Here is a 14246-nt window from a genome sequence, read left to right as displayed (position 1 = left end):
AGTTAGTGATTATGAAGACGATTAGAAATTTCATCTAGTTTATGGATGATAGAAAATAATTGCTCGGAAGTAGTATCTAATTGCTCAGCGGAAACAGTTGATAATGAGACCTGTTGATCAATTTTAAGTAATTGATTGTTAATGTTCTGTAGAGATTGATAAATGTCTTTAGATGAGGCATTTGATTTATCGGCTAATTTACGTACTTCATTAGCAACAACGGTAAAGCCACGTCCGTGCTCTCCAGCTCTAGCAGCTTCAATCGCAGCATTAAGGCCTAGAAGATTTGTTTGTGTAGAAACATCTGCCACGAAGCCGCTGAGTTTCTCAATCTCCTCATTCTGCTCCTTTAAGACATTCATGGAATGAGCGATCTCACCATTGTATTCATATAGTTTGGTTGCAGAATCGGTGAAGACGGAAGAGATTCTAAGCGCTTCCTGGGTTGTAGCTGTCAATTCGGCTGCCATTTGCTCCATATTGTGGCGGTAGCTTACATTTTCACGCATCGTGTCGCCGATATACTGTTCAAGAATAATTGCCGAATCAAAAAAAACTCTTTTGATAAGAGCCTGATAAAATGCAGTTGAGTTTTTTAACGATTGAATTCTATCAGAAAAAAGGCGTAAATACAGTGAGTATCCACCTAAAAACCAAGAAGCTGACAATCCAATTCTAGCATGGGTTGTACCGATTCGTTTTCGGCTGTTTACATATTCTTCATCAATAACATTAGAAGAAAGCGTTTCGATATACCAAATCTGCATGTTCTTTAATTGGTCCATAGTTACATTTGTACGAATCATTTGATTCAAGTTAGGATGTTTTTCCAATTCTTTATAAAAACAATCTACGATTTCTTTTGAGTGAGTGTTGAAGAATTCTTTGTGTAAATACAAGAGGTCTAAATCTTTTTCTGTTAGACCGTAGAACACCCTAAGTGAATTCCAATTACTATCCAATGCAATCATGATACCAACCCCTATTTTCTTTATATGTAATGTAAAACTCTTTCAGATTCTAACAAAATAAAATGTTAAATAAAAATGAAATGTTTATGAAATATATACTAATATGCTAAATATGACATATTGAAGAAACACGCATCCCTGCAATAAGGAATATGGAAGAAGGTACTAGAAGTATGCGAGAGAAAGGAACAAAGCAGATGGCCAGTAAGATAGAAAATCCATTTTCTATGAGATTTGTATTACCGGAACAACGAGAGCTATACTTACAAGCGAAGCAAGTCGAAAAGCTTGTCTCTATGCCGATCCTTGAACAAGATGAGTTTGAATCGTTCCAGTACATCAAAAGGGATGCGGCACGGGAGGATTACGCGGTCACAGTTTCTTGGTGGAACCAAATAAAAGGCAACCTTGGGAACCACATGTACGATGTGGGGAGTGGTCAAGTGGATCGATCAGAATACAAAGCGTATTAAACTTGTGTAGATGAAGATAGCCAGTGGATTGATTTGGATAGGATCATTGATGTAAGAAGTTAAGGGGACAATAACAAGGACAACTATTCTGAAATGACCAGCTCGCTGCAAATATGGTCTGGAAATAATAAGATAATCAGCTTGTGGAAGCAAAGGAAGATGGGGACGAGAGAGGTATTGTTGCGGCTTGGAATGAGACTGAGTAGGTTCGCGGACTGATTAAGGTTCTTGATTCGCGAACCTACTGGTCCATGTCAAAAAAGTCGGGGAAAAGTAGAAGATACCTTTTCTGGATTAATGAAGGTTAGTTTTATGAAAAAGAGATAAGGCTAGGGAAAGCTTTGAGAGTTAATGTGAATAGTAGACATATAAGCTGATAATGTAAATATTGTAACGATTTATAAAAATAAAATATTTACAATGATGTGACATTAAAAATATTGAAAAAATAACATCATTATGAAATAATTGTAAATGTTAAAAAATTCAAAAAAAGGATGTGTTCAAATTGAAAAAAGCTGTAATGTTACTACTGGCTACTAGTCTTCTAATTCCATTTAGTTTTTCCCCTGTTGAAGTATATGCAAAAGATACTAGTAAAAATAAGATGCAGTCCTTAGATAAGAAACAAAAAAAGAAATTAGAAAAACGTGTTAAACAAGTTAAAAAGTACTTTTCTGAATATCATGATTTGAAAGACCAATACAAAGACTTAATTCAAGAAAAACAAGAAACTACTAAAACTATTGTCAACGATGTAGAATTAGAACAAAAGGTTAAAGATCTTCAAACTAAAATTACAGATAAAAAGAAAGGAATTGAAGAAGAGCTTGGACTAACACTTAAGAAGGAAAAAAAGGAAATACAAAAATTTTCCACAGCTGCAGACGTGACATTTGATGTTGACATGTATTTTGACGATGAATCAGATTTGTATGTTTTGAGTGGGGACTTTGAATGGGATAATGATGACTGGACCGAAGACTGGGATGGAACAAGTGGTTCCATAGGTGGAAACGATGGTATAGGACTCTCCATTGAAGAGGATATTGATATTTATGACTCGGAATTTATTACATATTATAGTAGTAATTCTTCTACAAATAAAATAGATTGGATTGCTACAGATGAGGCAGAGCTTAATTATGATACAAATGGATTAGGATTTCAATTCCAAGATGCCTACAAAGGTGGATATGCATATGGTTATAATGCAGAATCAGGATATGCTTTAGTTTTCTTTGACTTTGAGGGGGCAGTTCCATCGGACAATGATATAAGTATCAATATGGGAATGTCACACACTTGGGATAATTCTGAAGTTAATTCAATTAGCATAGGCCCTTGGTCGATAGGGTTTGGATATAACAGAACTACTGACAAATGGGATGATGAAGATAATGATATAGTTTCTTTATAAATAGTACAGCGAGGATCTGATTGATCCTCGCTTCTTTATACAATGAGGTGGGTCATGAGAAAAAATATAATCATACTATTTCTAGTGATTATTCCCGTAGTTATTTTACTGTTTTCAAGTCAAACTAAAAACTCTCAAAGTTCATGTCTTGTTGATTTGAATGATTACGTTAGTTATAGAGCCATAATGTACTTAAATGATCTAGGGCAAGATAAGGTGTTTATAGAAGACCAGGATGGGGATATACATTTAAAAGTATGCGATGATACAAATAAAGAATTAATATCTGTAATCCAATACGATAACAACAAAAATAAAAAATCCATAAACTGGAAGTATACAAAGGACCTAAAAGGTTCTTCAGTAATTTGGGGGTTAATCAATGATAATGAAATTAACGAAGTACACATTAATTTAGGAAATGAATTTGTAAATGGAAAAATTACAAGTATAAACGGGAAGAGGATTTTTTATTACCCATTTTCAAATAAAGATGTTCAGTTACCTATAAAGATTATAGGGAAATCAGATTCCAAAACAATAAATGAATCAAATTCACCTGGTTGAACAAAAATATTTGGTTATTGATTAAGTAGAGCGCATAGAAGGAATGTAAAATTGTAAAGACATCCTTGTTTTAGAGGCGAGTTTTCAATTAGTTTAAAGGTTAACCTTGCAGAGACAAAAACTGATAAAGACAAGTGGAGTAGTGAACAAGTTTTTCACCAAGGAAGAACGCGCAAAATACATTGAAAAATTTGTAAAGGCGGAGTAGATGAACGGAACCTGACTGTTGGTGGAAGGAGATAGGAGGCAATACAAATTGATCGAAATAAAAATCAATGAAGCCGAGGTCAAACAGCTTTGCCGAGAAAAGATTTCGGAGCTTATCAAGGAGGTCGATACAGAACATGTATTTTGGGATGCTAAAGAACTGCGTCGGAGAACGTGCATGAGCTGGAACTTTATTCAGGAACAGTTTTTCTTTATAAACGTTTTCCTAGACACAAAGTAGGAAATAAGTGGTACTTTCCTGCTAGGAAAACAAGAGCATTTTTGGAACAGTGGTTAAAAGAACAACCCAGACAATGAACTTCTTTGACAACGTTGACAACCAATTTGACAACGCAGTTAAGTAAAACAGGTAAATTCAAGTTAACATGATTCATTAAAAACCGCAGTATAATGCAGTTTATGCACTCAGATTAACCCATGATATTTGGTCAGATCAAATTGACAGGGTGGGGGTCGCTGGTTCGAACCCAGTCCGGATCACCATATATCGAATGTTGAAACCCTTGGTAATGGTAATGGTAATATCCCCTCATGGTTGACTGTGTTTAAAACCCCACTGTTACAATTGGGTAAGACACAATTGATCAGAGGGGATTTTTTTATGGCTAAAAAAGGACAAACATTTAGAGTTTATACGGAAGAGGAAAAAATGGAAGCCGTACGTCTTTACGAGTCCGGAGTATCTTCTAGAGAAGTCGCCAGAAGATTAGGCATTCCAGAAAAAAGACAGGTGTTGGACTGGGTTAATAAGGTTCGTAATGGGGAGGCACTAACAGCTTCTCGATCAAATCAGGCATGGCGAAAAGGGCGTCCAAAAACCAAATTCACAAGCGTTGAGGAAGAGTTAGCATACATAAAAGCGGAGAATGAATATCTAAAAAAGCGATATCCAAATCTAAACGGGGAGTGACTTCGAAGAAAGCAAGGTTCTCAATTATTGAACAAATGCAAACCAAATATCGATTATCATGGCTGCTCAGTTTTGCAAAAGTATCCCGTGCGGGATATTACAAATGGAGAAAGTCCAGAGAGGCATCTGTTCGACGTAGCGAAAAGGAAGCCAACCTAAAAGAACATATCCTAAGTATCCATCGCTTGCATCCTTATTATGGTTACTTACGAGTGACAGTTGCCCTTCGCAAAGAAGGTTTACAAATCAATCACAAACGTGTCTATCGAATGATGAAGGAATTAGGCATCCGCTCAGTAATTCGTAAAAAAAGACGATTCTTCGGCAGACAGGCATCAGTTGTAAACCCGGATCGTCTGGAAAGACAGTTTAAAGCAGAAGCACCTCTAAAGAAGCTGGTAACCGACATCACCTATCTACGAGTCGGAGAACGATTTTTTTATCTATCTGCTGTGCAGGATCTGTTTAATAACGAAATCGTTGCTTGGCATGTCTCTTCCCAAAACGATTTGTCACTCGTGATGAGCACCGTAGATAGTCTTTGTAAGGGAAGAGAGATGAACGGTTCCGTCCTACATTCGGACCAAGGTTTTCAATACACTTCCAGACACTACAATAAACGTTTGGATGAGTACGGAGTACTAGGAAGTCATTCGAGACGGGGAAATTGCCTGGATAATGCCTGTATCGAGTCATTCTTTTCTCATCTGAAGACAGAAATGATGTATCGATGCTCGGCAAAATCATTTGAGGAATTAAATCAATCTGTTGAAACATACATTGCATTTTATAATCAGAGTCGTTTTCAGAAAAAACTAGGCGACCGTTCCCCGATTGAGTATCGGAAAGCGATCGCCGCGTAACTATGGGTTTTTAGGCAGTCTACTTGACAGGGTTATGACCATAATCAAGGGTTTTTCTTATTTCTTTCGTATGTTTCATTTGCGTCAATAACTGTGTTTTCGAACTTGTTGACGGGATTGTTGACCATTTTTTTCGATATATCAAGGAGTAGAGGGCTAATATGTTTCATGATTACGAGCTAAACTTATGATTGGTATATAGAAAGGGAACACCATATGTTCGCACAAGAAACATATATTTTAAAACCAAGTCAGTTCATAAACCAAGAAGAAATGTGTAAAGAAAGCAAAACCTTAATTAATTGCTTTGATTTAGTTTTTATCCTATTGGGCGATAGTGAAGAAATGAATAAATACTTCTCGTGTAAAAGAAGTCGCAGGTATGTTGATACAGCAATTCATCTTACCTTCAACGAGGATACATTGTTGCATAAGAATGTCTTCGATACCGATCTTTGGGGCGATCTTTTACCCCTTGTGAGTCGATTTATCAAATTTAATTTTGCTAATGTTCAATTCACTAGCACACAGAGTTATTTCTCACTAGTAGATCTTCCGAATAATACAATTCAATATTCATTTAAAGCGGCTGACTCGATTTTTGATTTTGAGATAGAAACTATTCTGCCTAAAAAGGAATTTGTCGAATTCATCCTAGTAGAAACTATAAAATTCAGTGAATTAATGATAAAGTCCGGTTTTAACAAAAAATATTATGAAGACAGGATAAAACGGGCTACTCAGTGGTTGTATTGTGTTGATTTTTTGTAACTAGAAATGATTAGAGTCATTGAATTGAGGCTCACTATTCCACGAAAATGAAATCTGTGTATGAGCAGAGCAGATGACCGGATGCCTGTAATACTGCGGCAGCAGGATGAAGCATTTGGCTTGATCGGAAGAACTTTCACGCCAATCTTTTGCAGTCACTGCTCGTGCCATATGACCATGATCAGATGAGAGCCTGTCCTGTACCAGTAATGGTCGGGAGCACTAAAAACGATGTCCCTGATTGCATTCAAGTACAAACTACTCCCTGTTAAGGAGACGGGTTGTTAATTAAAAACGGTTTAAATAATCCAGAATCACGGAAGTATGCTCTCTGATGTCAGTTCATCCTGTGTGACAGCATCTTGATACCGATATCTCTATTCGATAGAATTGTTTTTGTAACGTGTAAATATGTGTCTATGGTGACTGATCATGATTTTGTGATTAGTAACACGGGCACGTATTTTTGCTTGTGGCTGCATGCTGAAAAGCACAATATGATACTGACAGAAGATGAAGAATGTCGAAGCCCTCCTTCGGAATAATCCGGGGGAGGGCTGTTTTAATTATTTATCAGATAGCTTAAGTAAAATAAATATTAAAACCCAGAATATACCACCTAGTATTATGTTGCTATCTCCTCCAAAGAATAATCCAGTAAAAAATCCCAAAACTATAATCATAAATATTTCTAATAATTTGAACATTTTTATCTATCTTCCTTTTTGTGGATTTGACATATATAATAACACAGAAAAACAAAATTGGTAAAAGATGGTATTTATATGAAGAAGTTGGCATCTTTTTTTTGTGTCTGCTTAGCTACGACATTAGTGTTAACTCCTGGAATTAGTGACAACCTATTAGCAAAAGAACGACTAAAAAAAATGGATATAGTTGAAATCTCATTAGATGAGTCTCGTTCCTCAAAATCGTTAAAAACATTGATTAATAATGATGGCGAAGAAACTTATTACTTCATCCATAATGAAGGTGAAGAAATAGATCCCAAAGATATAAAGGATTATATTAAGACTGAACTCAAAATAAATCGTTCGTCTGAAGATGAAGGAGTTCCACCAAAACTGATGGGGGTAGGTGTCTATAAACAAGGTGGTACTAGACACGTTGATTATATCTTTGATCAACTAGATGAAGTCCCTTTAGAAGAAATTCGTGAAGAAATTCAAGAAAAAGTTGAACTTGCTGAAAATAAAGGCGCAAGGAATATTAATTCATTAAAAGCTTCAGCGAGTTCTACTGATGATACTTATTCCGATTCTTACACATACAGAGTGAGAGATAATAACCGAAACACACTAGCGGGTGTTTATACTAGCAACGTAGATTATACAAGAAGAGGTACATCAACATTAAGTGGCAAGAAAGTATCTGTTTGGGATGTTAAGTTTTTCAATCAAACAGAGCCTATGAATGATTATCAAACTCGTGAATTAGCAATGAGATACAGACATCTTGGTGATGCTATTGACGAACAAACAATACGCTCATATGGACCATATACAACTGACACAGACACTTCGGTTACTGTTGGTTTGTCAGGGCTAGTTCCCTCGGTGAGTTGGACTTTCAATAGGAAATCAGCAAATATTACTGATGAATCAAGCCTTTCATCTCACTATACTAAGTGGGTTGTTGATTTTGCTTTAGGTACTAAAACTGCAAAAAGTAACTATGTTTATGAACCAGGTGTTCGTGTGACCAATAACGATGCAGGAATAGTTTTTAGACATAACCATTATATTAATTATTATAGAAATCTTGATTCTCAAGCGAAACTAAACAGCGGGACCATTGAATTAATTTTGACAGATTTATAAGAAAATCTGCTGGAAGGATATCATCAGTGCTACATTTTATTTGATGACGATTTGACTTAGTTATAACGGAATCCCTACTAAATAGTGGGGATTTTTTTGTAGTTGTCTTACCTAGCCAAAACTAAAAATAGTAACCACTGGCTTAGGGCTTTTTCTATCTAAACAGCTTTTTTAACCAAGCGAACACATCAAATGTGGTACGCTTGTAAACTTTGTTGTAGGTATACTTCTTTGGGTTCCTCAACCCCCCAGCCACGAGGCATTTTTAATCCCACGCGATGGACGAGCTGGCGTTTCAAGCTGGTCTTGGCTGCTATCCTTCTTTTTAGACTGGGTTTGCGCAGACCTAGTTTTATATTGTCCACCGCCTTTTCCACATTGTACCATTGGTCCGGCATTTACAGAATAAGTACTTGCACGTTCGCATGTTGCTCGCGTAAAACGGGAACGAACGTTCATAAAAAGGTGATTCCTATGCAGACAATCAAAGCAGTGATTAATGGTCCAAGTTGTTCCGGTTTTAACTCCAAAGCATCTCAAAGCTATAAGCAAGAACCACACAGGTGGTAGCCCAGGATGCGCTCCTGACATTCTCCGTGATTTGATAGAGGCTGGGTTGGTGGAGGAGACTGCAAATGAGCTTGCTTTATGAGCATCACTTTGAGCCTGTAGTTGCTCAGTTACCTCCGGTTGATTCAGACGCCTTGGCTGAAATGAATGTCATTATTTATGATTCGGTGCGAAAAGACTATGCGATCAATATTAGTTGGCACGAGGACAGTATCCGTAGGGAATGGGGCGTGGTCAAAGACATCGACCGAATTGAGAACAAGATCAAGCTTGTTCGGGTTGATGGTGTGTGGTGGGTGCCCATAAAAATGCTGCAGGTTGAGCGAGTGTATTAGACAATGATTCAACCTGGCCAATGGCGAGGGATGTATGGCATGCTTTTTAAGGCAATCGCACTTGATGCAGAAAGCCTTAATCAGGATCAGCTCAAAATGTCATACCGTCCAATGCTCGATACCGTATCGATGTGGGCTGAGCGAAAACACCACGAATATCGGAGCCAGTTTGGGAGGGTGGGTGGGGAAATTCACGTTCAGAAGTCGGTCGATGGCTTTCTATATTCGGTCACCCAAATTGATTATCAGTAGCTCGATCAAAATGTTGTACAGCGATGCTTCCACCTTCATTGGAGTCTGCTGGAGCAAGAGTAACAGCAGTAATAGCGTTCCATTGATCGGCAGCACTCCAAAGGACGTCGGAATATTTTTCTTCAAGGTTTACATCTTCATACGTAATTTCATAAGGCCATTCCCATTCACCTCCAAGATAATCAGCGAATGCGGTTGTGGCAAAGATGAAAACGAAGCAACAATAGTGAATAAACCAGCAGCAACTTTTGTCCTTTTACGTGACATAAAAATCCTCCTGATCAAAAATATTTAACAACATTTCCAGTATATAGGACATAATAAAAATGTAAATATTAGGAATATTGTGGAATCTTGATATAAAACTACTTTCATTAGAATTGGAGTGATTTACCTTCTTAAAGTTTGAATGGTATGAAGCGTTGCATTTATTTCTGCTAATCATAATAGCCCATGTCTGTGCAATACCCATACTTACTGCTCTTTAAGCGCCCTAAATGGTATGCACAAGTGTTGGATAAAGTGTTTGGTCAGAGATGAACAATAGTGAAATAAGGCGGCTTTCTGGTCAATCTCAATCCGTCTTAATTCTTCTTTGATGCGCTTTGCCTGTTAGTGTAGATTCTCATAATCTCGTAAGACTTGAACTATATCTTTTGGAAATTTGGACAAGGCCGAGCATATGAACTTTGTAATTCAGGCCAATTTCATGTAGTAAGAGCTGGAACAACAATTAAAGTACCAAAAAGTGTTTTTCTTAATTGGTTAGAAGGGAACTAAGGGAGTCAATATCTCCCCCTTAGTTGGTATCAAAAGTGGGTGGCAGGGTTTTTCTTATGTCCTCGTCCACCGTGGCAACATAATCCTCCTACTCTGTCGCTCGATAACATTTTGACAACCTTTATTTTTGAAGACTATGTCGTAATCGTTAATGAAGATGTAGAAAGAATGACGAAGAGCATGCCAAAAGAAGAAGGTTATGAGTAAGAATATTGGGCCAAGTGGGCTAGCCTATGTGGGCAGGTTTAGACTCCTAAACCGTTTTAGGGAATCGGCTTGGTTCCGATTACGACGGTAGCATCCAACTCGTCAGACCTTGTTACCCGTGTAATGAGCCCGCAACGAGTGAAGATATCGACCGTCTGAGGTGTCTGACGCTCGCTTGTCTCAACTAGTAAGTGTCCACCAGGAGCCAACCAGAGTGGAGCTGCAGCCACTACTCGTCTCTGAACGTCAAGCCCATCCGTTCCCCCGTCGAGTGCTATTCTCGCCTCATGCATGCGAGCTTCAGGTGGAAGAAATTCGATGGCTTCGGTGGGGACGTAGGGAGCATTGGAAACGATGACGTTAACGTGTCCCCTAAGTATTATGGGAAGAGGCTCAAATAAGTCTCCTTCGTAAACGCGACCTCCTGCGGTAGTAACATTGCGACGAGTGCATTTCACCGAGGCTAGATCGATGTCAGTAGAATACAATTCAATCTGTTCCAAGTAAGCAAGAGCCGCACCCACTGCCCCTGAACCGCAACATAGGTCAAGCACTATCGACTTTTGACGAATGAGGGCGGCAGCCTGTCTAACGAGAAATGCTGTACGTTGTCTGGGAACGAAAACTCCCTTATCCACAATAATCCGCAGTCCACAGAACTCAGCCCAACCAATAATGTGTTCAAGAGGCATGCCAGTTGTTCGCAGTTCTACCATGTCCGAAAGTTCAGTCGTAGTCCCTGCCGAGGCGATGAGTAACCTGGCCTCATCTTCAGCGAAAACACAACCAGCTTCCTGAAGTTTAGTAACGATAATAGAAAAAATTTGATCGCCATGAATCTCATAATCATTCAAAGACTAAATTCCCTCACTTCACAATTGATGTAATTTTGTGTAGTTGATTTTATTCTATCTTAGGAGGCAACACAACACATGATTTGATAAATGGAGGGAGGGGTGGGGATATTGTAACCTGCTGGATTCCTTGATGATGGACAACACAAAACGTTTGAAACTGGAGCAAAACGAGATCGGGCGCCAGGAAAAGGCTCTTATCCAAGAACGGTACACTAAGTGCAGATGGAAGGTATTTTACAAAATAGTAAATATTGACGTTTTAAAGTATAAGTAAAAGGGAGAACAAGATGAGTAGCAGGAACAAAAATTAAAGTGTCACGCGAGTCTTTTTAGAGTGGTATGAGGGAAAGGAATTTACTGAGAGATTAGAACATAAGAAGAGGCACACGTGTTAAAACAACCCTGTGCTTTTTTATTTGGGGCAATTGGAGCGAATATTGGTGCGAAACGTTAAATAAATGCTTTCGTATTAATGGTTTTGAGCACATTGGATTATCGGAGACCACCAAGTGATTCCTCTTGAAAGGAGGGCACTAGTTCGAACCCAGTCCCGATTACCAGAATAAAAATAAGAAAACCCTTGAGGAATACTCATAGTGGGGGGGAAGTGGGTAGGACTAAAGTAATTTTTCTTCAAAACTCGTACTTCTGTGCTCAATGGCGCTTGAACACTCTAAAATGTAAAAATTGGTAAATTAAAGCAGGAACATGTCGTTCCTAGTAGAATATAACACTCAATAAGTAATTGAGGTGAAAAAGTTAAATGCTGTTTGTTCTGTTTTCAACATTGGAATACCTCGCGATATTTGCTCTTATGACTACGCTATTTAGGTTTGGTTTTTTAGTACATATTAACCGGATTCTCTTTGTGAGTTTGGTCTTAATGCTTTTCTCGTTTGGGCTACGACAATTTACGCCATATGGAGACTATGCAACCATAGCCCAAGTCGTCATAATCTTTGGGGCATTAATTCTGGTATGGAACGTTAATTGGGGACATGCTGCCTTAATGACCATGATAACAGCAGGAATATACTTGGGGATTCAGATGGTAGAAGTGTTCTTCCTGACCGTCGTAGGAACCCTAGAAACAATTGAATCGTTAGAGGATCGAAGCATCAACACTGGGTTTATATTCCAGACAATCTCCGCATTACTTACCTTTGCATTATGCTATGGACTTAGGAAAATTGGACTGCAATTTACCTTTGTCAGAGACGGAGCGCCTTTCTCTATTTACCATAGAATCAACATGGTTATTTTGTCACTAATCATTGTAACAGGTGTATTGATAACGGTCTTGTTTAAATTAGCAAGTACATATGGAATTGCTTCCTTAGTCTGGATCTTCTTTGGGATGGCAATCGGAATCACAATACTGGCATGGTTGGCTATAAAAAGGGATGGGGAATATGATTGAAACTCTTGCTGAAAGAATAGCCATACAACTAAAGTCGATCAATCCACATGAAACGAAGTCAGTCCCTACAATGAAATTTGGGTTAATCCTTATCATCAACATGCTTCTCATCATTACGATTAGCCTTACCATTTCACTAATGATAGGGACATTTCAAGGAACATTAATCACATTGGCCGGATTTTTAGTACTACGCCAATTTTCAGGAGGATTTCACTATTCATCGTCTGTCTACTGCACCATGACAAGTATAGTGGGAGCTGTATTCATCCCTCTAATTACCCTACCTAATGATTTTGTCACCCCGATTATTATCATCACATTAGTCCTAGTAGCACTTTTTGCACCGCAAGAAATGGAAATGCAATCACGACTATTCAAACAGAATCAGACTTTGCTCCTCAAGGCCATTTCAATTCTCATCGTCAGTTCATTATTTTTCATAGACAGCGAGACACTGGTTAAGACCTTCTTTGTGCAATCACTGACGCTAATTCCACTGAAAGGAGGTGGAAAAGATGAAAAATAAAGCGATGATGTTCGTAGCGAAACATGTTTCTGCAATTGCTTCATTTGTTGCGGTACTGGCAGTATCTACAGCATCCTTCGGTTTCGTAGGGAAACCTGAAATTCCAGAAGAATTAAAGAAATAAGATGCAATGAACGACACAGACCATTTCTCACTCGACTTAATCTCGAACGGGAAAATTGGTTGCCCCATTGTGCTTTTGTAAATCATAATTTTATAAACAGATCCATGATTGTATTGTACTTATAATATTCCCAACCCCTTGGTAGACAAGGGGATTTCTTATTTTATTGCGCCTGGGTCATTGGATGAATCCAAACGGGCTGTCTCTTAGTCGGAAAATAGACTTTTGAGACAACCCATTTTTTTATATACGCCTAACGCTTGTTAAAACTTGGAAAGAGCGAATTTAGCTGTAAAATTCATTTTTTTCATATAGGAAGAATTCGCTCCGGCTTGAAATTGTACAGAAATATTGCCGTCTTTTTGTGCTTGGAATACACGTCCGTAAGGTGAATTCGCATGGTATGTACCAATCACTTGATTATCCGCATCAAAGACTGTATAAGAGATCGGGAATCCTGAATTGTTTACAAAAATCGTAAGTTCTTCTCCCTTTTTAAGCGGAAAGGATTCTTTTTGCGTCACTTCGTATGAACTCAGAGAATAGTATTTCGTAATCTCTTGAATGTCTAAAGCTGTTGCTGCTGCGCTAGCTTTTGAGACTTCCAATCCTGGCAAATTTGTACCCAAAAGTACTGCAATTCCTAATGCCCCTGCTAAAATGGCTTTTTTCATAATCGTAATGCCTCCTTTTTTGCTCATCCATGAGCGAAAGTAAATATTTGGAAATTATAACCATTATAGTCTCGTTGATAACGGTTATCAATAAGTTTTTTTGTTAGATTACCTCACCGCTCATTCTCCGCACACAACCTCTCCGTAAACCCAGGCTCCTCTTGCGCCAAAAACTTAAAATAACAAACAAATTCATGATTCCTTACAGCTAAACTATTCAACTGAAAATCCAACAAATACTTCCGAGCCACATGCCGATAGTACAATCCTTTCTTCGTAAACGGAGAAGGGTACACCTTGGATGGCAAAGTTGGAATAATATCATGAACATTCCCAATCCGAAAACTGTTCTTTACGGTCTCATTAAACCGCGAAGCAAAGACAGGATGGAAGGTTGCAATGGCGAACTACAAAGTGATGTGGGAGAAAAAGGAAAAGGGGCGCGTACGCAACG

The 14246-nt window shown here is 38.2% G+C and carries 14 protein-coding genes and 2 pseudogenes; 12 read left to right on the top strand and 4 right to left on the bottom strand.

Going from position 1 to position 14246, the window contains the following annotated elements:
• Positions 1–2: 2 nt before the first annotated feature.
• Complete coding sequence (locus tag ACKKE8_RS21295; RefSeq protein ID WP_409174785.1) at positions 3–971, bottom strand: protoglobin domain-containing protein; 969 nt, start codon at positions 969–971, stop codon at positions 3–5.
• Positions 972–1144: 173 nt separating this feature from the next.
• On the opposite strand from ACKKE8_RS21295, the gene ACKKE8_RS21290 reads away from it, so the two are divergent.
• From ACKKE8_RS21290 to ACKKE8_RS21260, 7 genes and pseudogenes are all read left to right on the top strand, one after another.
• Positions 1145–1444, top strand: coding sequence for a YolD-like family protein (locus ACKKE8_RS21290; protein WP_409174784.1), 300 nt, complete (start codon positions 1145–1147; stop codon positions 1442–1444).
• Positions 1445–1952: 508 nt separating this feature from the next.
• Positions 1953–2864 carry a hypothetical protein gene (locus tag ACKKE8_RS21285; RefSeq protein ID WP_409174783.1) on the top strand — a complete coding sequence of 304 codons (912 nt, stop codon included), beginning with the start codon at positions 1953–1955 and terminating at the stop codon, positions 2862–2864.
• A 54-nt stretch (positions 2865–2918) separates the two neighbouring features.
• Positions 2919–3431: a hypothetical protein gene (locus ACKKE8_RS21280; RefSeq protein WP_409174782.1), complete on the top strand. Its 513-nt coding sequence runs from the start codon at positions 2919–2921 to the stop codon at positions 3429–3431.
• A gap of 256 nt (positions 3432–3687) precedes the next feature.
• Positions 3688–3956, top strand: a pseudogene (locus ACKKE8_RS21275) (group-specific protein).
• Positions 3957–4260: 304 nt separating this feature from the next.
• A protein-coding gene (locus ACKKE8_RS21270; RefSeq protein ID WP_409174781.1) for an IS3 family transposase occupies positions 4261–5432 on the top strand; the annotation gives its coding sequence in 2 pieces (ribosomal slippage) (positions 4261–4534 and positions 4534–5432; 1173 coding nt in all).
• Between the two features lie 216 nt (positions 5433–5648).
• Positions 5649–6203 (top strand): hypothetical protein, encoded by a 555-nt coding sequence (locus ACKKE8_RS21265; protein ID WP_409174780.1) that lies wholly within the window; start codon positions 5649–5651, stop codon positions 6201–6203.
• A gap of 785 nt (positions 6204–6988) precedes the next feature.
• A complete protein-coding gene (locus ACKKE8_RS21260) occupies positions 6989–8044 on the top strand; it encodes a hypothetical protein (RefSeq protein WP_409174779.1) in 1056 nt (351 codons plus the stop codon).
• A gap of 154 nt (positions 8045–8198) precedes the next feature.
• Here the strand turns inward: ACKKE8_RS21260 and ACKKE8_RS21255 are convergent.
• A pseudogene (locus tag ACKKE8_RS21255) lies at positions 8199–8400 on the bottom strand (hypothetical protein).
• A 279-nt stretch (positions 8401–8679) separates the two neighbouring features.
• On the opposite strand from ACKKE8_RS21255, the gene ACKKE8_RS21250 reads away from it, so the two are divergent.
• Both ACKKE8_RS21250 and ACKKE8_RS21245 read left to right on the top strand, forming a co-directional pair.
• Positions 8680–8949: a hypothetical protein gene (locus tag ACKKE8_RS21250; RefSeq protein WP_409174778.1), complete on the top strand. Its 270-nt coding sequence runs from the start codon at positions 8680–8682 to the stop codon at positions 8947–8949.
• Positions 8950–8988: 39 nt separating this feature from the next.
• Complete coding sequence (locus tag ACKKE8_RS21245) at positions 8989–9201, top strand: hypothetical protein (RefSeq protein ID WP_409174777.1); 213 nt, start codon at positions 8989–8991, stop codon at positions 9199–9201.
• Positions 9202–10244: 1043 nt separating this feature from the next.
• On the opposite strand, the gene ACKKE8_RS21240 is transcribed toward ACKKE8_RS21245, so the two are convergent.
• A complete protein-coding gene (locus tag ACKKE8_RS21240) occupies positions 10245–11042 on the bottom strand; it encodes a putative protein N(5)-glutamine methyltransferase (RefSeq protein ID WP_409174776.1) in 798 nt (265 codons plus the stop codon).
• A gap of 766 nt (positions 11043–11808) precedes the next feature.
• Here ACKKE8_RS21240 and ACKKE8_RS21235 point away from each other — a divergent pair.
• Genes ACKKE8_RS21235 through ACKKE8_RS21225 form a run of 3 tightly spaced genes read left to right on the top strand, consistent with a single transcriptional unit; the run spans position 11809 to position 13118 of the window.
• Positions 11809–12465, top strand: coding sequence for a hypothetical protein (locus ACKKE8_RS21235; protein ID WP_409174775.1), 657 nt, complete (start codon positions 11809–11811; stop codon positions 12463–12465).
• A complete protein-coding gene (locus ACKKE8_RS21230) occupies positions 12458–12994 on the top strand; it encodes an accessory gene regulator ArgB-like protein (RefSeq protein ID WP_409174774.1) in 537 nt (178 codons plus the stop codon). The genes ACKKE8_RS21235 and ACKKE8_RS21230 overlap by 8 nt, the downstream gene beginning before the upstream one ends.
• Positions 12984–13118 carry a cyclic lactone autoinducer peptide gene (locus ACKKE8_RS21225; protein ID WP_015892250.1) on the top strand — a complete coding sequence of 45 codons (135 nt, stop codon included), beginning with the start codon at positions 12984–12986 and terminating at the stop codon, positions 13116–13118. Before ACKKE8_RS21230 ends, ACKKE8_RS21225 begins: the two co-directional genes overlap by 11 nt.
• A 263-nt stretch (positions 13119–13381) precedes the next feature.
• On the opposite strand, the gene ACKKE8_RS21220 is transcribed toward ACKKE8_RS21225, so the two are convergent.
• Complete coding sequence (locus tag ACKKE8_RS21220) at positions 13382–13792, bottom strand: hypothetical protein (RefSeq protein ID WP_409174773.1); 411 nt, start codon at positions 13790–13792, stop codon at positions 13382–13384.
• Positions 13793–14246: the final 454 nt, after the last annotated feature.

Source organism: Brevibacillus fortis, assembly GCF_046196545.1.
GTDB lineage: Bacteria > Bacillota > Bacilli > Brevibacillales > Brevibacillaceae > Brevibacillus > Brevibacillus fortis_A.
Note: the sequence above shows the minus strand (reverse complement) of the source record. Positions and strands in the feature narration are given on the sequence as shown.

Excerpts from the sequence above, each read along its gene's own strand:
- ACKKE8_RS21295 (WP_409174785.1), bottom strand. The coding sequence starts at position 971 with ATGATTGCATTGGATAGTAATTGGAATTCACTTAGGGTGTTCTACGGT.
- ACKKE8_RS21245 (WP_409174777.1), top strand. The coding sequence starts at position 8,989 with ATGCTTTTTAAGGCAATCGCACTTGATGCAGAAAGCCTTAATCAGGAT.
- ACKKE8_RS21265 (WP_409174780.1), top strand. The coding sequence starts at position 5,649 with ATGTTCGCACAAGAAACATATATTTTAAAACCAAGTCAGTTCATAAAC.
- ACKKE8_RS21250 (WP_409174778.1), top strand. The coding sequence starts at position 8,680 with ATGAGCTTGCTTTATGAGCATCACTTTGAGCCTGTAGTTGCTCAGTTA.
- ACKKE8_RS21230 (WP_409174774.1), top strand. The coding sequence starts at position 12,458 with ATGATTGAAACTCTTGCTGAAAGAATAGCCATACAACTAAAGTCGATC.
- ACKKE8_RS21260 (WP_409174779.1), top strand. The coding sequence starts at position 6,989 with ATGAAGAAGTTGGCATCTTTTTTTTGTGTCTGCTTAGCTACGACATTA.
- ACKKE8_RS21225 (WP_015892250.1), top strand. The coding sequence starts at position 12,984 with ATGAAAAATAAAGCGATGATGTTCGTAGCGAAACATGTTTCTGCAATT.
- ACKKE8_RS21280 (WP_409174782.1), top strand. The coding sequence starts at position 2,919 with ATGAGAAAAAATATAATCATACTATTTCTAGTGATTATTCCCGTAGTT.
- ACKKE8_RS21220 (WP_409174773.1), bottom strand. The coding sequence starts at position 13,792 with ATGAAAAAAGCCATTTTAGCAGGGGCATTAGGAATTGCAGTACTTTTG.
- ACKKE8_RS21290 (WP_409174784.1), top strand. The coding sequence starts at position 1,145 with ATGCGAGAGAAAGGAACAAAGCAGATGGCCAGTAAGATAGAAAATCCA.
- ACKKE8_RS21235 (WP_409174775.1), top strand. The coding sequence starts at position 11,809 with ATGCTGTTTGTTCTGTTTTCAACATTGGAATACCTCGCGATATTTGCT.